The following is a 19,846-nucleotide window of genomic DNA, read 5'->3' as shown; positions in this document are numbered from 1 at the left end:
CGATACAGGCTCTATCGGGTGATTCGATGGTCATCGTCTGGACGGCGATCGGTTTTCTGGGACAGGCGCTGTTCTCCATGCGCTTCCTGATCCAGTGGATACAGAGCGAGCGCCTCAAGCGCAGCTTCGTGCCGGAGGCCTTCTGGTATTTCAGCATCGCCGGCGGCGTGACGCTGCTGGCCTACGCGATCCATCGGGAGGATCCCGTGTTCATCCTGGGGCAGGGGCTTGGGCTGGTGATCTATTCCCGCAACATCTGGATGATCTGGCGCGACAAGCGCAAAGCCGCGAGGTGCGGCGACGACGCGGTCGCCGACGACATCGGGCGCGCGTCGGCATCGTGAGCGTCGCGGACACGCCCTCCGGCCGCTCCCTCCCGGCATTGCTCAGGCGGATCGGGCTGATGGCGGCGCTGGCGGCGCTCTGCCTGGCCTTGTTCCTGCCGGGCTTCTTCGTGCTGCCGCCGACCGACCGGGACGAGGCCCGCTTCGCCCAGGCGACCCGGCAGATGCTGGAGAGCGGCGATTTCGTCGATATCCGCTTCCAGGACGAGGCGAGGCACAAGAAGCCGGTCGGCATCTACTGGATGCAGTCGGTGGCGGTGACGCTGGCGGGCGGGCCGGAGCAGGCCGCCATCTGGGCCTACCGCCTGCCGTCGCTCGCCGGGGCCGTCCTCGCCGTGCTGCTGACCTTCCGGATCGGCACCACCCTGTTCGGTTCCCTGGCGGGCGAGCGCGCCGGGTTTCTCGCCGCGGCGATGCTGGCCGGCACCGTCCTGCTCGCGGTCGAGGCGCGCACCGCCAAGACGGACGCGGCCCTGCTGGCGACCGTGCTGGGCGCGCAGGCGGCGCTGGCGGAGGCCTGGCTTCGGCGGAACGGGCGGGAGGCCCTGTCCACCGGCCTGGCGCTGCTGTTCTGGTGCTCTCTCGGGATCGGCATCCTGCTGAAGGGACCGATCATCCTGCTGGTGGTCGGCGGCACCGCGCTGGGCTTGGCGCTCGCCGGGCGGCGGGTCGGCTGGCTGGCCGCGCTGCGGCCCCGGCTGGGCCTGCCCGTGCTCCTCCTGATCGTGGCGCCCTGGCTGATCCTGATCACCGTCAAGACCCAGGGCGCCTTCTTCGCCGAGTCGGTCGGCCACGACATGCTGGCCAAAGTCGCCGGCGGGCAGGAATCCAAGGGGTTCCCGCCCGGCTACTACACCTTGCTGTTTCCGGTCACCTTCTGGCCCTGGTCCCTGCTGGCGATCCCGGCGATCCCCTGGGTCTGGGCCAACCGGCGGGATCCGGCGGTGCTGTTCTGCCTCGCCTGGGCCGTTCCGACCTGGATCGTCTTCGAGGCGGTGCCGACCAAGCTGTTTCACTACGTGCTTCCGGCCTATCCGGCGCTGGCGCTGCTGACCGCGCGCGCGGCGCTGGACGGTTTCGGAGGGGAGCGGCGATGGCTTCGCCTGCTCTCGATCCTGCTGTTCCTCCTGATCGCCGCGGTGCTCGCCGCCGGGTTGGCCGCCCTGCACGCGGTGATCGAATGGACGCTGGATCCGGCGGCCCTGCCGCTGGCTGTCGCCGTGTCGGCGGTGCTCGGCTACGGCGCCCTGCTGTTCCACCGAGGCGGGCTGCGTCGCTCGGTCGCGGTGGTGAGCGCCGGGTCGCTCGGGATGTATCTGCTCGCCTTCCAGGTCGTCCTGCCCCGCATCGAGAAGATCTGGATCAGCCCCAGGGTCGCCGCCGCGGTCGCGGCGGCGCGGCCCTGTCCCGACTCGACCCTGGTGTCCATCGGCTTCACCGAACCCAGCCTCGTCTTCCTGGTGGGGACCGGGACGGTGCTTTCGGGCGACGGCCGGGCGGCTGCCCACCGCCTGGCGGACGATGCCTGCGCACTGGCCCTGGTCGACCTGCCGCAGGACGACGCCTTCCTGGCCGAAGCCGAAGCCAAGGGATTCCATCCGATTGCCATAGAAACAATTAGTGGTCTTAATTATTCGCGCGGTACGAAGCTGATGATGACCTTATATCGTCGCTAAGTCGTAACTCCTTGGTAATAACTTACCTTTACTAGTGTCCTGCCACGGGGCGGAGCTGCGACTTCGGCCCTTTTGTCAGATCGTCGGCAACGGCGGGACCACGATGCGAAATCCGTTCACCGAAGACCAGCCGCGGCCGGTCCGGTATTCCCTCTGGTTCCTGCTGTTCCTGTTCGGCCATATGCTGCTGAACCATCTCGACCGCACCGCGTCCGAGCTGGCGCGGTCCGCCGATCCGGGCCTGCTGGATATTTTCCGCGCCATCACGGAGGCGGGGGACAGCAAATGGACCCTGGTGCCGACGGGCGTGCTCGGGCTCGGGCTGATCGCCGCGGGATGGTTCATCCTGGCCGGCCGGCGTGCCGCCGCGATGACCCGTTGGGCCGGATCGGCATTCATGTTCGTCTTCGCGTCGGTCGCCCTGTCCGGGATCGCCGTCAACATCGTTAAGGTCATCGTCGGGCGGGCGCGGCCGAAGCTGCTGGAGCAGGCGGGTTTCCTCGGGTTCGATCCGATGATCCTGAACGCGAACTTCCACTCCTTCCCATCCGGCCACACCAACACGGCGGTGGCCTTCGCCCTGGCGGTGTCGTTCATCGTCCCGAGCTGGCGCGGCGCGCTGCTAGCCGCAGCCTGCCTGATCGGGCTCAGCCGCATCATGGTGAACGCCCATTTCATGACCGACGTCGTCGGGGGCGGCGCCCTGGCGGTCGTGACGACCTATTGTCTGCGCGGCTGGTTCACGTCGCGGGGGTGGGTCTTCCACCGGGGCAGCGGGGGATCGTACCGTCTTCTCTGGCCGGGGCTCGTGCTTCCCCTGGCGGCCGGCCGGACCCTGCGGCGCCTGCGGGAGACCGGGGCCATACAGCCTCCGGGCCGTATTCGGCAGGCGTGACAAAAAATCGGCTCCGTCGACCGATGCCGACGGAGCCGAAGGTTGCTTTACATGGAGGAACCGCACCACAGATGCGATGTCCTCGTTATAGGCCGTATTGGTTAACACCGGATTAAGGTTAACACAGAGAGCGCCGGGAGACCGGCAAGGAGTAGCGGGTGAAAGTCCTGTACGGTGAAGGAGTAGCGCCCCACACCGGCCCCGAGTCATGCGGCGGCGGTCGTGAGGCTGTCGGCGAAGCGTTGACAGGGGAGCGCATAGGCCAGCCATTGAGCCGCGTAAGAATCTCGATCCCGGATGCCGACAGGGTTCTGTGCCTGGAAGGCGATACGGCGGGGTGCGTCATGCGAGCACCCCGGCGGTCCGGCGTGGTCAGAGACCCTGGCATGTGCGGACGCTCCTTGCGCGGGAACCGGGAGATCTTCGGCGTGACCAGAGGCCGATGGCCGTCTGGTCCGCACCGGGAAGGCGAGGAGCCGTAGCCGGTGACGCACGCGCCGAAGAGGTCAGACCCATCCATAGTACCTGTGAAGTCGGCGAACGCGGACGCGGAGCCGGTGGAGGGAAGGGGTGGGGCCGAGGGGAATGCGTCTCCGCCGCACACGGGCCGGGCTCAGGACCGGGCACCCGTGCTCTCGGGGCTGGAGCGCATACGTCAAGCGGCACGGGAGCGAAAGGAGGAGCGGTTCACCACCCTTCTGACGCACGTGGATACCGACCTGCTGCGCTTTGCCTATCGGGCATTGAAGCGGGACGCGGCTCCGGGTGTGGACGGAATGACGTGGCGGGAGTACGCGGAGGGGCTGGAGGAACGGCTGGCGGACCTGAAGGACCGCGTGCATTCCGGCCGCTACCGGGCGCACCCGTCACGCCGGCATTTCATTCCCAAGCCGGACGGCCGGATGCGGCCGCTCGGGATCGCGGCACTGGAGGACAAGATCGTCCAGCGGGCGCTGGTGGAGGTGCTGAACGCCATCTACGAGGAAGACTTCCTCGGCTTCTCCTACGGCTTCCGGCCGGGACGGGGGCAGCACGACGCGCTCGACGCGTTGGCGGTGGCGATCGGCGAGTGCCGGGTGAACTGGATCCTGGATGCGGACATCCGGGCGTTCTTCGACAGCATCGACCACATGTGGATCATGCGGTTCCTGGAACACCGGATCGGCGATGCCCGCGTCCTGCGGCTGATCCGCAAGTGGCTGACGGTAGGCGTGGTGGACGAGACGGGGAAACGGCAGCCGGCGACGGCCGGCAGCCCGCAAGGGGCGGTGGCATCGCCACTGCTGGCCAACGTCTATCTCCACTATGTCTACGACCTGTGGACCCGGCAGTGGCGCCATCGCCACGCGACCGGGACCATGGTCATGGTGCGCTACGCCGACGACACCGTCGTCGGGTTCGAGCACCGGTCGGACGCCGAGCGGTTCCTCGCGGACCTGCGGGAGCGCCTGGCGCGGTTCGCCCTGGAACTGAACGCCGACAAGACCCGCCTGATCGAGTTCGGCCGGCAGGCAACTGCCGACCGGGCCAAGCGCGGCGCGGGCAAACCGGAGACCTTCGACTTCCTGGGCTTCACCCACATCTGTGGGCGGTCCCGGCGTGGCGGCTTCCTGCTGCGACGCCAGACCCGGCGCCAGCGCAAGCAGGCCAAGCTCAAGGAAATCAAGGAGGAACTCCGGCGGCGCTGGCACCAGGGCATCCCGGAGCAAGGCCGGTGGTTGGGACAGGTGATGCGCGGCTTCTACGCCTACTTCGCCGTCCCGACCAACTACCGGGCCCTTGCCAACCTGCGCTACCATGTCGGCGTCCTGTGGATGAGGGCGCTGCGTCGGCGCAGCCAGAAGGACAAGACACCGTGGGACAAACTCACGCGCCTTGCCGACTGCTGGCTACCACGGCCGCGCATCATCCATCCCTGGCCCGGAAACCGCTTCCGCGTCAAACACCCAAGGTGGGAGCCGGATGCCTTAATCGGGCACGTCCGGTTCTGTGCGGGGGGCGCCCGGTAACGGGCGTCCCTACCGCGATTAATGCTTCCCTTCCGATTTCCCAAGGTCCCTCAGCTTTGCTTGCCGCGCCCGGTCTTGTTCTGCAGCTCGTCGATCCGCCGCGAGGCATCGGCCTTGCTGAGCGAGGAATCGAACTCCTCGTTCGCCTCTTCGCTCAGGGTCTTCAGATAGGATGCCTGCGCGCCGGTCATCGCCTCATCGCCCGTGGTCCAATCCGAAGGGTCCTTTTCCGTGTTGGACGGGGTGCCGGCGTCGGCTGACTTCGGGCTGTCGTTACTTGTGTTCGCCCCGGTGTTCGCCATGATTCCAAGCTCCTCTAGTGACAGGTTCCCATTATCAACAGGCTAGTATTGTTCATGTTTCGTTGCTATCTGGAATTTTTCTCGACTCCGCTCGAACCGCTCGCCACATTAAGAGCCATGTGCGAAAGACATAACAATCGGCGGCGCCTTTAATGCCGCCGTCATCCGGTTTCGTCGTCCGATTCTGGGGGGTCCGAGGCAGCATCCCGTCGCCTGGACCCGAGACGGCGCGATATGGCGGCAACACCACCTGCATCGAGGTCCGGTGCGGGGATCACCTCATGATTTTCGATGCCGGAACGGGCATTCGTCCGTTCGGCACCCTGCTGGCGGCCGAGGCGCCGCTGGACCTCGACCTGTTCTTCACCCACACCCACTACGACCATGTGGCGGGGCTGCCGTTCTTCGCCCCGGCTTTCGACCCGCGCAACCGGCTGCGCCTGTGGGCGGGCCACCTGCCGCCGACGCAGACGATCCGGTCCGTGCTGTGCGACATGATGATAGCCCCCCTGTTCCCGGTGCCGCTCTCCGCGTTCGACCATTCCTGCACCTTCAACGATTTCGAATGCGGGGCGACGCTGACGCCGGGGCCGGGGATCACCCTGAGGACGGGTCCGCTCAACCATCCCAACCGGTGCTGCGGCTACCGGGTGGAGTACGAGGGCAGGGTGCTGGCGATCGTGACCGACACGGAACACCGCGCCGAGGGGCTCGACCCGGCGGTGCTCGACCTGGCGCGAGGGGCCGACGTGATGGTCTATGACGGCATGTACACCGACGCGGCCTACCCGCGCCATGTGGGCTGGGGCCATTCGACCTGGCAGGAGGGGTGCCGGGTCGCCGATGCCGCCGGGGTAGGGCGGGCGGTGATCTTCCACCACGAGCCGAACCACGACGACAGCGTCATGGATGGAATCGCGGCCGAGGCGGAGGCCATGCGGCCGGGAACCCTGGTTGCCTTCGAAGGGATGGTCCTCAACCTTTAGACGATCAACGATAGGGATCGGCGGCGTCTCGCAGCCCGTCGCCCAGGAAGTTGAAGGCCAGCACCACCACGATCACCGGGACCACCGGCAGCATCAGCCAGGGATAGAGGGCCACGACGTTGATGTTCTGGGCCTCGTTCAGCAGCACGCCCCAGCTGGTGATCGGCGGCCGGAGGCCGAGGCCCAGGAAGGACAGCGCCGTCTCGCCCAGGATCATGCCGGGGATCGACAGGGTGGCCGAGGCGATCAGGTGGCTCATGAAGCTGGGCAGCAGGTGCCGGCCAATGATCCGCCGGGGGCTGGCGCCCATCAGCTGGGCGGCGGTGCAGAAATCCTCCTCCCGCAGGGCCAGCAGCTTGGAGCGGACGGCGCGGGCGAGGCCGGTCCAGTCCAGCAGCCCCAGGATCAGCGTGATCCCGAAATAGATCAGGATCGGGCTCCAGGTGACCGGCAGGGCGGCCGACAGCGCCATCCACAGGGGCAGCTCCGGGAAGGAGCGCAGCACCTCGATGAAGCGCTGGATCACGTTGTCGATCCAGCCGCCGTAATAGCCGGCGATGCCGCCGATCACGATGCCCAGGACGAAGCTGATGGAGATGCCGATCAGCCCGACGGTCAGGGAGATGCGGGTGCCGTAGAGGATGCGGCTCAGCATGTCGCGGCCCAGCCGGTCGGTGCCGAGCAGGAACAGCGTGCCGCCCTCGGCCGGGCACATCAGGTGCAGGTCCGCCGGGAACAGGCCCCAGAATTCGTAGGGGTCCCCCCGGCAGAAGAAGCGGATCGGCTGCACGTCCGTCCTGTCCACCGTGTAGACGCGCTGGAGCGTGTCCATGTCGAGCCGGTAGTCGTAGCCGTAGACGAACGGCCCGACGAAGCTGCCGTCGTGGAACAGGTGGACCGACTGGGGCGGCGCGTAGATATGGTGGATGTGCCGGCTGTCCAGGGCGTAGGGCGACAGGAACTCGGAGATCAGGGTGGTGAAATACATCAACCCCAGGACCACCGCCGACAGCACCGCCAGCCGGTGGCGCTTCAGCTTCCACCACATCATGCGCCACTGGGACGCCATGAAATAGCGTTCCTGCTCCGGCGACATCTGCTCGACGGAGTAGGGGTCGAACGGCGCCGTCGAGACGTAGTGTTCCAGCCGGTCCGTGCCCATGGGATCGGCGGTCATCGCGTCGCCCCGCCTTCGAGCCGGATGCGCGGGTCGAGCGCCGCCAGCGCCAGATCGGACAGGAAGACGCCGACCACGGTCAGCAGCGCCAGGAACATCAGGAAGGACCCCGCAAGATACATGTCCTGGCTGCGCAGCGCGTCGAGCAGCATCGGCCCCGTGGTCGGCAGCGACAGCACAATGGACACCACCGCGGCGCCCGAGACGATCTGCGGCAGCAGGTTGCCGATGTCGGAGATGAAGGGATTGATCGCCATCCGCAGCGGGTATTTCCACAGCACCCGGCCCGGCGACAGGCCCTTGGCCCGGGCGGTCACCACATACTGCTTGTGAAGCTCGTCCAGCAGGTTGGCGCGCAGGCGCCGGATCATGCCGGCGGTTCCGCTGGTCCCGATCACGATCACCGGGATCCAGAGATGTTCGAGGATCGACAGCACCTTGCCCCAGCTCCACGGCGCATCAAGGTAGACCGGGTCCATCAGGCCGCCGATCGAGGTGCCGAAGGTCACGTTGGCGAAATAGAGCAGCACCAGGGCCAGCAGGAAATTGGGCGTCGCCAGCCCCAGGAAGCCCAGGAAGGTCAGGCCGTAGTCGCCCAGGCTGTACTGGTGGGTCGCCGAATATATGCCGATCGGGAACGACACGACCCAGATGAACACGATGGTCGCGAAGGACACCACGATGGTCAGCAGCATGCGGTCGCCGATCACGTCGGCGACCGGGCGGTTGTATTCGAAGGAGAAGCCGTAGTCGCCGGTCAGCATGCCGCCGACCCAGACGAAATACTGCTCGATCATGGGCCTGTCCAGGCCGTACGCCTCCCGCAGGAACTGCAGGCGGCTTTCGTCGATCGCCTCGCCCCGGCTTTCCAGTTCGGTCATCAGGGTGGTCAGGTAGTCGCCGGGCGGAAGCTGGATGATGACGAAGGTGATCGCGCTGATCGCGAGAAGGGTGGGGATCATCACCATGATCCGCCGCACGAGGAAGCCCAGCATGTTGATCGATCGTCCCTTCGTCGCGCCTGTTGATTGTCCGTCGTCAGATCATCGTTCCGCGGTTCATCCCGGCTTGGCGAACCAGAAGGTGTCCGGCCGATAGATGCCGAAATGGGCGCCCGGGTCCCAATTGAAGATCCCCTCGTCCGGCACGTTGCGCAGGGTGGAGCGCACGACGACCGGCTGGAGGGTGCCGTTGACCAGCCCGATGGTGAAGACCTGGTCGGCATGGATGCCCAGGATGCGGTGCCAGACCTCCGCCCGCGCCGATGTGTCGGGCGCCGTCCGCCACTGCCCCATCAGGTCCATCAGCTCGACCGCGGCGGGCAGGTCGGGCTTTTCGCCCGCAGTGCCGCCGGTCTGGTAGAACTGGCCCCATTTCGGCCATTGGTACTGGTTCTGGTCCATCGGCACGAACTCGGCCGGCGCCATGTCGGCCGTGGGGATGCCGTTGTCCACGCCCTTGCCGATCGCCATCAGGGTCTGGCCGGCATAGATCCGGTTGCGCAGCACCTCCAGCTGGGACGGCTTGGTGAACAGCTTGACCCCGATCTTCCGCCAGCTGTCGGCGATCAGTTCCAGGACGTCCACCTCCTCCGTGCTCTCGCCCGCCGTCTCGACGATGATCTCCATGGCGCGCCCGTCGGGCATCAGCCGGATGTCGCCGCCGCCCCGCTTGTTCAGCCCCATCTCGTCGAGCAGCCGGTTGGCTTCGCGCACGTCGAACCGGGTCCAGGCGTCCCGGTATTCCGGCCGGAACAGGGGCGAGCGGGGCAGCACCGTGTTGTTGGAAGGCTTGGCGAGGCCGTAATAGATCGCCTGGTTGATCTCGTCGCGGTCGATGCCGAGCGACAGCGCCCGGCGGAAGCGGACGTCGCGGAACAGGTCGCGCCAGACCGGATCGGCCGCGTTGAGGTTGGGGAACAGCGCCAGATGGGCGCCGTTGCCGGTCTTCCACAGGTCGACCTTGTAGCCGTTCCTTTTCGCCGCCTGCTTCAGGAAGGTGTAGTTGTCGAAGCGCAGATAGCGCGCCTGGAGGTCGGCCTCGCCGGCCCCGGCCTTCGCCGGGATGATCTTGCCGTCGGCGATCTGCACCAGCAGCCGGTCGATATAGGGGAGCTGGTTGCCCGCCGGATCGACCCGGTGATAAAAGGGATTGCGCACGAAGACGAACCGCTCGGCCGGCGCCGCCGTGGTGTTGATCCAGGGCTGGAGGGTCGGCAGGTCGGGATTGTCGTTGTCGTAGGCGTTGTCCATGCGGTTGTGCAGGTGCGCCCAGCTCTTCTGCCCCGCCGCCTTGACCTGATCCTTCAGCTCGGCGGGGTCGGCGTATTTCACGTGAAACTTTTTCAGGTAGGCCGCGGGACCGAAGATCTCCAGCGGCCGTGCCGCCGCCAGGGCCGGCAGGAACAGCGGGTTCGGCCTGTTCCAGGTATAGCGTACCGTGGTCTCGTCCAGCACTTCGAAAACGGGAGGTTCGCCGCCGGCCAGCATCTCCGGCGGGGCGCCGAAGGGCGGCACGTCCTTGTTGAGGATCACGTCCTCCCACCAATAGCGGAAATCCTCGGCGGTGAAGGGCGACCCGTCCGACCAGCGGTGACCGGGCCGGAGATGGAGGGTGAAGACCCGGTTGTCCTCGATGTCGATCGAGCGGAGGATGTCCGGTTCGAGCGTCAGGTCCGTGGTGTACGTCATCAGACGGGCATAGAAGTACGCGAACATGATGCGTACGTCCTTCGCCCGTGCCATCAGCATGTTCATGTCGCCGCCCGGCTGGCCCTGCTGCGCGCCATCGTCATCGAATGTCACGACTCTCGGTTCGGCCGGCAGCCTCTCGCCGATCGGCGGCAGCTTTCCGGCGGCGACCTGCTCGGCGAAGAAGGGCGTCTCGACCGCAGCGGACGCGGGGACCGTCGCGAGGAAGGTGATCGCGGCCAGGGCCAGGCAGCCGGCGCGGATGCGGTGGAATCTCATGATGCCAGATCCAGGAGGGCGGGGCGGGCGGTCGCGCGGACGAGGTGGCCGTCGCCCACGTCGATCATGCCGGGTTGGGCCGTGCCGTCGATGGTGAAGGGTGCCGGCCAGGCGCCCGGATCGGAGGCGCGGCCTTCGCCCAGCATCTCGAGGTCGAGCCGGCATTCCGGATCGGGGTCCGGCACGGCCGAGAGCAAGGCGCGGGTATAGGGATGCACCGGATTGCGGAACAGGGCGGCGCGGGTCGCCACCTCCACGATCCGGCCCCGGCACATCACCATGATCCGGTCGGCGATATAGTCCACCACGGCCAGGTTGTGGGAGATGAACAGGTAGGTCAGCCCGAGCTTCTCCTTGAGGTCTTTCAGCAGGTTCAGGATCTGGGCCTGGATCGACACGTCCAGGGCCGACACCGGCTCGTCGCAGATCAGCAGGTCGGGCCGCAGGGCCAGGGCGCGGGCGATGCCGATGCGCTGCCGCTGGCCGCCGGAGAAGCTGTGCGGGTAGCGCTTCAGGTGCCGCACGTCCAGGCCGACCAGGTTCATCAGCTCCTTGACCAGCGTCCGGCGATGCTCGTCGTCGCCGATGCCGTGGATCACCAGCGGCTCCGCCACGATGTCGAACACTGTCATGCGCGGGTTGAGCGAGCCGAACGGGTCCTGGAAGATGAACTGCTGCTTGCGCCGGAAGGCGACCAGGGCGTCGTCCTCCAGGTCGAGCACGTTGACGAGGCGGCCCCGGTCGTTGAACAGGATGGCCCCCGTGTCGGGCTTCAGCGCCCGCATCAGGATCTTGGACAGGGTCGTCTTGCCGCAGCCGGATTCGCCGACCAGCCCCAGGCACTCGCCGCGGCGGATCTCGAAGCTGACATCGTCGACCGCCAGCACGCCGGCGCCCGTCCGGTTGCGGTTGAACCAGCCGGTGCCGCCGGTCTCGAACCGTTTGCTGATGCTGGAGACGGCCAGGAGCGGGCCGGCCGCGTCGGCGCCGGTCGGCCAGGGTTCCCGGGTCTTCTCCAGCAGCTTGCCGCCGGCCGACTTGATCTCCCGGATCGGCACCAGCCGCTCGCCCGGCTCCATGTGGAAGCGCGGCACCGCGCGCAGCAACGCCTTCAGGTAGGGATGCCTCGGCTTGGCGAAGATGTCGCGCATCTCGCCGGCTTCCATGACCTCGCCCCGGTACATCACGATCACTTCCTCGGCCACGTTGGCGACGACGCCCAGGTCGTGGGTGATCATCAGCACCGCCATGCCGAGTTCGCCCTGGAGGTCGCGGATCAGCTTGAGGATCTGCGCCTGGATCGTGACGTCCAGCGCGGTGGTCGGTTCGTCCGCGATCAGCAGCGCCGGGCGGCAGATCAGCGCCATGGCGATCATGGCGCGCTGGCGCAGGCCGCCGGACAGTTCGAACGGGTAGGTGTCGAGCGCGCGGGCCGGATCGGGAAAGCCCACCAGCCGCAGCATGTCGCGGGTCAACTCGCGCGCCTCCCCCTTGCCGGCGTCGCGGTGGAGCATGACCGCCTCGCCCACCTGGTCGCCGACCGTGTGCAGCGGCGACAGCGAGGTCATCGGCTCCTGGAAGATGATCGAGATGTTGCCGCCGCGGATCGCCCGCATGGCCCGGCTTTCCGGATCGAGCCTGGCGATATCCACGGTTCCGGGCAGGCGGGGGTCGGCGAACAGGATCTCGCCGCGCGTGATATGGGCGGGGCGGGGCAGGATGCCCATGATGGTCTGGGCGACCACCGACTTGCCGGAGCCGGACTCACCGACCAGGGCCACCGTGCCGCCGGGCCGGACCCTGAACGAGATCCCCCGCACGGCATGGATCACGCCCTCGGCGACGCGGAACTCCACATGCAGGTCGCGGACGCTCAGCAGGTCGGTCATCGGGACCAGCGCGCCGTCCGCACGCCCGGGGCATCCATGCCGGCCTGCGGATCGGCGTCGATGCCGAGTGCCGCGAAATTGCTGATCGTCGTCTCGGTCATCCCGATCCCCTTCCTGCACGCGACGTCCGCCACCCGCTCGGCGATCTCGTCGAAGCCGTCGAGAGTCGATTCGAGCCGGACGGTCTCCCCGGAACCGGCGCCCCTGAGCTTGAGCTGCATCCAGCCGAGGCCGCGATCCCGACGAGTAGAATAGTAGTTTAAACGTACCTGAGCCAAATGTTCCCACGAAATCGAACCGCCCAAGGGTCCGCGGGCCTTGATCCCGTTATCGTCCATTTCGATGACGGTGGCGTGACGCTGGGCCGTCCGGGCGCCGAACACCACGAAAAGGGCCGCCGCCATCATCATGGGTACCGCGACCCAGGGGCTGAGCGGGACCAGCAGCGGCGGAATGCCGGTCAGCGCCAGCCCGGCGGCGGCGCGGGCATAGTCGCCATACAGGGGGGGAGCCGGATAGCGGAACTGTTTCACGGGGGACACCTGAAGGAGGGACTCCTGAAAAGGGCGGGGGCACCGAGCCAGCGGACGGCCGGGTGCTCCGACGCGGCGGCCGGGAACCGGTCGAGAAAGCGGCGGCAAGGGTCGTCATGCACCAGATGGTGGGTCAGCAGCCCGGTCGCCTCGTCCGGATCGGCGGCGCCGGTCCGGCGCGCCGCGAGGTGGCGGACCATGGCCCCGATCACGGCCTCCGTCCCGGCGAAACCGCCGCCGCCTCGCCAGTCGATGACATCCGCATGGGTGTTGACCTGGACCAGTCCAGGCACGGGACAAGGGCGGGGCCGGGCGTTGAAGGTGGACAGGCCGGCATAGCCGATGGCCGGCAGCCGGGCGGCCACCTCCGCCGCGATCCGGTTCCACGGGGGGACCAGGACGGGCAGGGGATCGAAGGGGCGCAGCAGCCGCCATCCCTCGGCGAGGTCGGCCAGGACCGCCTCGACGCTCCTGGCCGGACCCAGCTCGGTCTTCTTGGACGGCGGGGTCTCGTGGTTGGCGTGGGACAGGCCGTGCTGGAGCACCGAGGCGCCGGGCCAGCGCCGCAGTTCCTCCGCCAGCTCCGGCGTGGCACCCGCCGGGATCACGGCGAGCGCCACCGGCACGTCGGCGGCGGTGGCGGCGTCGCGCAGGCGGGCCAGGGCGGGGGAAGGTGAAACCGCGTCGTCGTCGCGCCACCACAGGGTGGCGGTCCGCCCGGCCTCGGCCCACAGGTCCAGTTCGCGCGCCAGGGCGGCCCAGATGTCATCATTCGTCATGACGCGGCCTCGACCAGCAGCCGGGCGGTGGTGGCGGCGCCGTCCACATCCGGGGTGAAACCGGCGGGCGGGGGTGCCGCCATGGCGCGGCCGACCGCCTCGGCCAGGCGTTCCGGCGTCAACCCGTCCTCGGGGAGGATGTGGAGCAATCCGCGCCGCTCGAACAGGCGGGCGCGGTCGGTCTGCTCCGTCTCGTTCCCGGCCGCGAAGGGCACCACCACGGCGCGGCACCGGGCCTGCATCAGGTCCATCAGCGTGTTGTACCCCGCCTGGCTGACCGAGAGGGCGCAGCGGGACAGCAGCTCCGGGAAGTCGGGCCGCGCCCGTTCGACGGTCACGCCGGGGGGGGCGCCGTCGCGCAGGGCCTGGAAGTCGGCCTCGCCGATGTCGGGACCGGCGAGCAGGCGCCAGGGGGATGACGCCAGGGGTGTCAGCGGGCGCGCCGCCAGGGCGGTCCGCAGCAGCGGCAATCCCACGGCGCCGCCGCCGACCGAGACGATCACCTCCCCGGCGCCGCCGCCGTGCGGTTTCGCGGCCGGGCGGGTCGGCGTGCGGGCCGGGGCGCGGGCCGGGGCGACGTAGCCGGTGTAGCGGATCAGGTCCGCGATCCGGTGCGCCTGCGGGAAGGTCGCGTCGAACGGCACCACGGAGGGGTCGCCGTGGACCAGCACGAGGTCCAGGTATCGCCGCGCCACGTCGGCCATCTCGTCCTCGCGGGCGGGATCGTCCTTCGCCACCAGGATGTCGCGGACGGAGGCGGCGACGACCCTGGGGCGCCGAGGACGTTCCAGCAGCGGCAGCAGTTCGAAGCGGAACGCACGCCGGCCGAAGGGATAGGTTTCCAGCAGCAGGATGTCGGGATCGACCGCGTCCGCGAGCTCCAGCAGCGCCGCGCGGCGGCGTTCCCGCCAGGCGTCGTCCAGGGGCCGGTCGCCCTCGCCGACCAGGCGCTTGAAGCTCTTGTCCGCCGACCGGGCCGGCGGCAGCTGCACCACGCGGGCATCGCCGTAATCGACGCCGGCGACCGGGAACCCGCCGGACGCCACCGTGACGTCCAGCCCCGCCGCCGCCATGGCGCGGGTGATCAGCGCCGCCCGCCGGACATGCCCGATGCCGAGCAGGTGCTGCACCCATACGAGGGCCTTCAGGGGGGGCCGAACGTCATGATTCGTCATGATCCGGCCGGCCATGGCAAGGCTTCACGGCGCCAAGCATTTCCTTCCTCGTCATGCGCGGGCTTGACCCGCGCATCCACGCGCTGACCGGAGTGGCGGAGTTCGCGCGTGGATGGCCGGATCAAGTCCGGCCATGACGAGAAGGGGGTGGTGGTGCCTGCCTCTCGCTGGGTGAAGACTTCACGGCGCCAAGCATTTCCTTCCTCGTTAAGCGCGGGCTTGACCCGCGCATCCACATGCAAACTGGCGCGGCGGAGTTTGCGCGTGGATGGCCGGATCAAGTCCGGCCATGACGAGAAGGGGGTGTCGGTGCCTGCCTCTCGCTGAGTGAAGACTTCACGGCGCCAAGCATTTCCTTCCTCGTCATGCGCGGGGTTTACCCGCGCATCCACGCGCAGACCGGCGTTGCGGAGTTCGCGCGTGGATGGCCGGATCAAGTCCGGCCATGACGAGAAGGGGGTGGTGGTGCCTGCCTCTCGCTGGGTGAAGACTTCACGGCGCCAAGCATTTCCTTCTTCGTCATGCGCGGGCTTGACCCGCGCATCCACGTGCAAACCGGCGTTGCGGAGTTTGCGCGTGGATGGCCGGATCAAGTCCGGCCATGATGAAATGGGGGCGTCGGTGCCGTGGCGGTTCGTCGGCGACGTAGGTCGGGTAGAGCGAAGCGGCACCAGACGTAAGCCGGCGCTTGGGTGTCGGTTGCCGCTTCGCTCTACCCGACCTACGGTTTCTGACGAATGGGCGGCAGGGAGGCGGAGAATGTCAGCGGATGTCATCATTTTCCAAGCCCCTGCGATGCCGCCAGCATACATATTAATAGGAATTTAGTCAAATCTCCAGCGCGATGTTCAGCTCGGCCACGGTGGGGGTGCCGTCCGCCGCCAGGGTGAAGCGGTGGGCGCAGCCGTCGAGGAGTTTATGGACCGGCTTGTCCGTCATGTCCCAACATGTGGCCATGGCATAGATCGCGCGGATCACGCCTTTGTGGGCGACGGCGCCGGCCGGCAGGCCGGCGGCGGCCGTCTCCGCCAGCCAGGGACGCAGGCGGTCCTGCACCTCGCGCGGGCTCTCGCCCCCCGGGCCGCGGAAGTCCAGGCCGCGCGCTTCCCACGCCGCCATCAGGTCGCCCAGCTCGGCCCGAAGGCCGGCGAGGGTCCGGCCTTCCCAGGCGCCCCAGTCCATCTCGACCAGCCGGGCGTCGGGCACGGGGTCGAGCCCGAGTATCGCGGCGGTGGCGAGGGCGCGCTTCAGCGGGCTGGCGGCCCAGGTCCGGTCGCGGAGCCGGTCCGGCAGCACCCAGGCGCGGACGACGCCTTCGCCTTCCGGCGACAGCGGGATGTCGGTGCGTCCCTGGATCAGGCCCTCGGTGTTCCAGGCGGTCGGACCGTGGCGCAGGATGAGAAGATCGGTCATCGGGACCTTGCGAGGCTGTGGAGCAGGGTATCGAGCGTATGGGACGCGCCGTCGAAGCCGTGCTCGGCCGCCGCGACGCGGGCGGCTTCCCGGCCGAGGGCGCTTCGCCGGGCCGGATCGGACAGCAGCGCCGCGATGGCGTCGGCGAAGGCGATTTCGTCCCCGACCGGGGCCAGCAGGCCGGTCGAGCCGTCGCGCACGATGTCGGGCACGCCGCCGGTGCGGCCGGCCACGACGGGCAGGCCGGCGGCCTGCGCCTCCAGCAGCGCCATGCCGTAGGCCTCGTTGATCGCCGGCCACACCATCAGGTCGGCGGCGGCGTAGCAGGCGGCCAGCCGGTCGGGCGGCAGCGCGCCCAGGAAGCGGAGCCGGCCGGGATCGACGCGGCCGAAGCTTTCCTCGACGCAGGCCCGGCGCGGCCCGTCGCCGACGACCAGCAGCCGCCAGTCGTGACCGCCGAGCCGTTCCAGGGCACGGGCCAGGATGCGGAAGGAACGCTGCTTGTCGCCGCCCCGCATCATGCCGACGGCCAGCAGCCAGGGCACCTCCGGATCCAGCCCCAGCGAGCGGGCGAGGCCGGCGCGGTCCACGGCGCGGTCGCGCGGGGCCGGCGGCTCGACGAAGGGGCGCAGCAGCGTCAGCCGGCCGGGCGACCGGAGCAGGGGATGCAGGCACTCCGCGTCGGCCGAGTTGAGGGAGATCACGGCGTCGGCGCGGGCGATGGCGGCCGCCGCCGCTTCATGGCCTAGGGCGAAGGGGCCGCCGGCCTGCTTGGGCGCGAAGGAGGCCTCGGCGACCACGTAGGGAATGCCCAGCGCTTCGCTGACGGCGGGACCCAGCCAGTCCGGCGCCTTGTGGTAGAGGTGGTAGGTGAACCACAGGTCGGGCGGGTCGTGCCGCAGCCGGTCCGCCAGCCGGCCCGCCAGCCGGCCGCCGAGATCGGCGAGGCGCCGGTGCCGGCCGGGCCTGCCGCCGTCGTCCCAGCTCCGGAAGGTGCAGGCCAGATCGACCCGGTGCCCGGCATGGCGCAGCGCCGCCATCAGCAGCCGCGCCATGCGGCGGTCGCCCGAGGGCGTGGGGTGCGTCGGCGCCTTGAGGGGAGCGTAGAAGGCGATCCGCATGCCGGGCCGGTCCCCTTAGTCCGGACCGCCGGCGGTCAGCAGCCCGGCCAGATGGTCGAGCCCGGCCCCGGCGCTGAACCGCCCGCGGACGCGGCTGGCGCCGGCCGCCGCCAGACGCCGGCGCGCTTCGGGATCGCGGCCGAGGGCGGCGAGGGCTTCGGCGAGGCCCGCGGCATCGCCGGGATCGACCAGGATGCCGGTCTCGCCCTCGACCACCAGCTCGGGGATGGCGGCCATGCGGGTCGCGACCACCGGAAGCCCCATGACCTGGGCCTCCATCAGCACGTTGGGCAGTCCGTCGCGGTCGCCGTCGCGCGCCAGCCGGCTGGGCAGGAAGAACAGGTCGGCCTCGGCATAATGCCGGATCACCACGTCCTGGGACTGGGCGCCCCGCCAGGAGATCCTGCCGTCGAGGCCCAGCCGTCCGGCCTCCGCCTTCAGGGTCTTCAGCCCGGTCCCTCCGCCGATATGGACCCAGCGCCAGTGCAGGCCGGCGGGCAGCCTCGCCAGGGCTTCCAGCGCCACGTCGAACCCCTTCTTCTCCACCGCGCGGCCGACCGAGAGCAGGACCAGCGGGTCGGCCGGGTCGCCGCCGTCCCGGGGAGGCCGCGCCGGCACCTCGGCCGGAAAGCGGTCGAACTCCAGCCCGTGGTAGAGCAGCTGGACACGGCCGGGCGCGGGCGCCAGCTCTGCCAGATGGGCATGGCCGAGGCGGGTGCAGGTGACGCCCCAGCGCGCCTCGGCCAGCTTTTCCCGCTTCTCCCACTCGGGAATGGTCCAGATGTCCTTGGCGTGGGCGGAAAAGCTCCAGGGCAGGCCGAGCATCAGGGCGGCGTAGCGGGCGACGCTGGCGGGGGTGTGCAGGAAATGGGCGTAGATCCCGCTGGTGCCCGGCGGCAGCTCGGCGGCCAGCACCGCCGCCTGCCCGAACCGGCGGACCCGGTTGCGGGTGCGGTCGCGCGCCAGGTCGCGGAGCCAGACCGCCCGCGCCCGGCTCCAACCCGGCAGAGCGCGGGCGGCCGCCAGCGCGCGGGCGACCCGGGCCGGCTCGTCGTGGAGATATTCCGGCAGGTAGGTCACCGGCGCCCGGAGCTGATGGTGCAGCGCGTGGGCGGTCTTGTCGGTCGGGTGGCGCAGGGAGAACAGGGCGAGGTCGACCCCGCGCCGTTCCAGGCCGACCAGTTCCTGGGCGATGAAGGTTTCGGACAGCCGGGGCCAGCCCTTGACGACGACGCAGACAGTCAAGATCAACAGCCTATGGGTCAGGCCCTGCGGCGCAGGGTGGCGCGGCGCGCGGGGCGGCGAGGTTCCGCCAGATGGCGGGTGGCCAGGCGGTTGACGTTCTCCAGCCCGTCGAGCAGGCCGGGGACGATCACGTCGGAGGGGACCTGCTGCTGCGGCAGCTGGCGCAGCGCCGTCGCCATGGCGCCCGGATCGCGCACGCCGTCGTCGGGCAGCATGCTGACCAGCCCCAGCTCCTGCGCGCGGCTGGCGCGGATATACTGCTCCCGCCGGGGCACCATGCGCGGCACGATCAGCGCCCGCTTGTCGAACGACAGGATCTCGCAGAAGGTATTGTAGCCGCCCATGGCGACGACGCCGATCGCCTTCGCCATCAGGCTTTCGAGCTGGGCCTCGAAGGTCAGCGTCTCGACCTTGGGCAAGGCGGCCGCCCGCGCCGCGAACTCGTTCTGAAGCTCGCGCTGCATGAAGGGGCCGAGCACGATCAGGGCGCGGTGGGGCAGCCTGGGATCGTGCTCGTAGGCGCGCAGGACCCAGTCCACCATGTCCTCGCCGTCGCCGCCGCCGCCGGGCGTGACCAGGATGAACGGCTCGTCCGGCATGTCGGGCAGGGCGGGGTGGACCGGGGCGCTCCGTTCCAGGTATCCGGTATAGACCATCTTGCGGCGCACCGAGGGCGGCACCCGGACGCCTTCGAGCGGGTCGCAGATCTGCGGCAGGCCGTAGACCCACAGCTCGTCATAGAGACGGTCGAGCGCCGGCATAACCTTCTTGCGCTCCCATTCCGGCCCCAGGGCCGACGGCTCGTCCATCACGTCGCGCAGGCCGAGCACCAGGGGCGTGCCCCGGGCCTTGAGCACCTGGAGGGTCTCCAGCACCTCGCCTCGCAGGCCCAGCGGCTCCTTGTCGACGATGAACAGGTCGGGATCGAAGATCTCCGCCGTGTGGCGGATGATCGACGCCCGCATGGCGAGCGTCTCCTCGATGTCGATGTGCAGGTTCAGCGAGGTGTACTCGCCGTTGCGCAGCTTGATCACCCCGGGGATCCGGACGAAATCGACCCGGCTGCGGAAATCGAAGCTGCCGATGATCGGCGACCCCGACAGGATCAGGACGGACATGTCCTTGTGCTGCTCGACCAGGGCATGGGCGATGGTCCGGCAGCGGCGCAGATGGCCGAGGCCGAAGGTGTCGTGGCTGTAGATCAGCACGCGGCTGTGCTCGCGCACCTGTTCCCGGATGTCTTCCCGGCCTGGCCCGATGCGGTTGCTCATGTGCGGTTGCTCACGGTGTCCACTCCGGCAGTTCGGCCAACCTGTGAAGCCTGGAACCCATA

At 69.1% G+C, this 19,846-nt stretch carries 18 protein-coding genes; 5 read left to right on the top strand and 13 right to left on the bottom strand.

The annotated features are described in order from the left end of the window. The first annotated feature begins 26 nt into the window (after positions 1-26). From JL100_RS28590 to ltrA, 4 genes are all read left to right on the top strand, one after another. Positions 27-344, top strand: coding sequence for a lipid-A-disaccharide synthase N-terminal domain-containing protein (locus JL100_RS28590; RefSeq protein WP_202685483.1), 318 nt, complete (start codon positions 27-29; stop codon positions 342-344). Continuing rightward, the gene (locus JL100_RS28585) at positions 341-2,020 is read left to right on the top strand and encodes an ArnT family glycosyltransferase (RefSeq protein ID WP_228420959.1); all 1,680 of its coding nucleotides are present in this window, start codon (positions 341-343) and stop codon (positions 2,018-2,020) included. The genes JL100_RS28590 and JL100_RS28585 overlap by 4 nt, the downstream gene beginning before the upstream one ends. A 103-nt stretch (positions 2,021-2,123) precedes the next feature. Beyond that, positions 2,124-2,915 carry a phosphatase PAP2 family protein gene (locus tag JL100_RS28580; RefSeq protein ID WP_202685481.1) on the top strand — a complete coding sequence of 264 codons (792 nt, stop codon included), beginning with the start codon at positions 2,124-2,126 and terminating at the stop codon, positions 2,913-2,915. A 629-nt stretch (positions 2,916-3,544) separates the two neighbouring features. After that, a complete protein-coding gene (ltrA, locus tag JL100_RS28575) occupies positions 3,545-4,924 on the top strand; it encodes a group II intron reverse transcriptase/maturase (RefSeq protein WP_407696907.1) in 1,380 nt (459 codons plus the stop codon). A 50-nt stretch (positions 4,925-4,974) separates the two neighbouring features. Here ltrA and JL100_RS28570 read toward each other — a convergent pair whose 3' ends face one another. Continuing rightward, complete coding sequence (locus tag JL100_RS28570; protein ID WP_202684515.1) at positions 4,975-5,226, bottom strand: DUF3072 domain-containing protein; 252 nt, start codon at positions 5,224-5,226, stop codon at positions 4,975-4,977. A 281-nt stretch (positions 5,227-5,507) separates the two neighbouring features. Here JL100_RS28570 and JL100_RS28565 point away from each other — a divergent pair, with 281 nt between their 5' ends. Then, entirely contained in the window at positions 5,508-6,212 is a 705-nt protein-coding gene (locus JL100_RS28565) for an MBL fold metallo-hydrolase (protein WP_407696925.1), read from the top strand. Between the two features lie 4 nt (positions 6,213-6,216). Here the strand turns inward: JL100_RS28565 and JL100_RS28560 are convergent, their stop codons facing one another. The 12 genes from JL100_RS28560 to JL100_RS28505 form a co-directional block, all read right to left on the bottom strand. Beyond that, positions 6,217-7,389 carry an ABC transporter permease gene (locus JL100_RS28560; RefSeq protein ID WP_228420958.1) on the bottom strand — a complete coding sequence of 391 codons (1,173 nt, stop codon included), beginning with the start codon at positions 7,387-7,389 and terminating at the stop codon, positions 6,217-6,219. Further along, positions 7,386-8,384: an ABC transporter permease gene (locus JL100_RS28555; protein ID WP_202684513.1), complete on the bottom strand. Its 999-nt coding sequence runs from the start codon at positions 8,382-8,384 to the stop codon at positions 7,386-7,388. The genes JL100_RS28560 and JL100_RS28555 overlap by 4 nt, the downstream gene beginning before the upstream one ends. Before the next feature lie 63 nt (positions 8,385-8,447). Beyond that, the gene (locus JL100_RS28550) at positions 8,448-10,358 is read right to left on the bottom strand and encodes an ABC transporter substrate-binding protein (RefSeq protein ID WP_202684512.1); all 1,911 of its coding nucleotides are present in this window, start codon (positions 10,356-10,358) and stop codon (positions 8,448-8,450) included. Continuing rightward, complete coding sequence (locus JL100_RS28545) at positions 10,355-12,247, bottom strand: ABC transporter ATP-binding protein (RefSeq protein WP_202684511.1); 1,893 nt, start codon at positions 12,245-12,247, stop codon at positions 10,355-10,357. Before JL100_RS28545 ends, JL100_RS28550 begins: the two co-directional genes overlap by 4 nt. Next, on the bottom strand, positions 12,244-12,789 hold the full coding sequence (locus JL100_RS28540) for a hypothetical protein (protein ID WP_202684510.1): 546 nt from the start codon (positions 12,787-12,789) through the stop codon (positions 12,244-12,246). Before JL100_RS28540 ends, JL100_RS28545 begins: the two co-directional genes overlap by 4 nt. Then, the gene (locus tag JL100_RS28535) at positions 12,777-13,559 is read right to left on the bottom strand and encodes a polysaccharide deacetylase family protein (RefSeq protein ID WP_202684509.1); all 783 of its coding nucleotides are present in this window, start codon (positions 13,557-13,559) and stop codon (positions 12,777-12,779) included. Before JL100_RS28535 ends, JL100_RS28540 begins: the two co-directional genes overlap by 13 nt. Further along, a complete protein-coding gene (locus JL100_RS28530) occupies positions 13,556-14,734 on the bottom strand; it encodes a glycosyltransferase family protein (RefSeq protein ID WP_202684508.1) in 1,179 nt (392 codons plus the stop codon). The genes JL100_RS28535 and JL100_RS28530 overlap by 4 nt, the downstream gene beginning before the upstream one ends. Next, positions 14,731-15,327: a hypothetical protein gene (locus JL100_RS28525; protein WP_202684507.1), complete on the bottom strand. Its 597-nt coding sequence runs from the start codon at positions 15,325-15,327 to the stop codon at positions 14,731-14,733. Before JL100_RS28525 ends, JL100_RS28530 begins: the two co-directional genes overlap by 4 nt. A 235-nt stretch (positions 15,328-15,562) precedes the next feature. Then, positions 15,563-16,147 (bottom strand): histidine phosphatase family protein, encoded by a 585-nt coding sequence (locus JL100_RS28520; protein ID WP_202684506.1) that lies wholly within the window; start codon positions 16,145-16,147, stop codon positions 15,563-15,565. Further along, entirely contained in the window at positions 16,144-17,268 is a 1,125-nt protein-coding gene (locus tag JL100_RS28515) for a glycosyltransferase family 4 protein (RefSeq protein WP_202684505.1), read from the bottom strand. The genes JL100_RS28520 and JL100_RS28515 overlap by 4 nt, the downstream gene beginning before the upstream one ends. 15 nt (positions 17,269-17,283) lie before the next feature. Next, positions 17,284-18,513, bottom strand: a complete 1,230-nt coding sequence (locus JL100_RS28510) for a glycosyltransferase (RefSeq protein WP_202684504.1) — start codon at positions 18,511-18,513, stop codon at positions 17,284-17,286. Positions 18,514-18,530: 17 nt separating this feature from the next. After that, positions 18,531-19,784, bottom strand: a complete 1,254-nt coding sequence (locus tag JL100_RS28505; protein WP_202684503.1) for a glycosyltransferase family protein — start codon at positions 19,782-19,784, stop codon at positions 18,531-18,533. Between the last annotated feature and the right edge of the window lie 62 nt (positions 19,785-19,846).

It is taken from the genome of Skermanella mucosa (assembly GCF_016765655.2).
In the GTDB taxonomy this organism is placed as follows: Bacteria; Pseudomonadota; Alphaproteobacteria; order Azospirillales; family Azospirillaceae; genus Skermanella; species Skermanella mucosa.
Note: the sequence above shows the minus strand (reverse complement) of the source record. Positions and strands in the feature narration are given on the sequence as shown.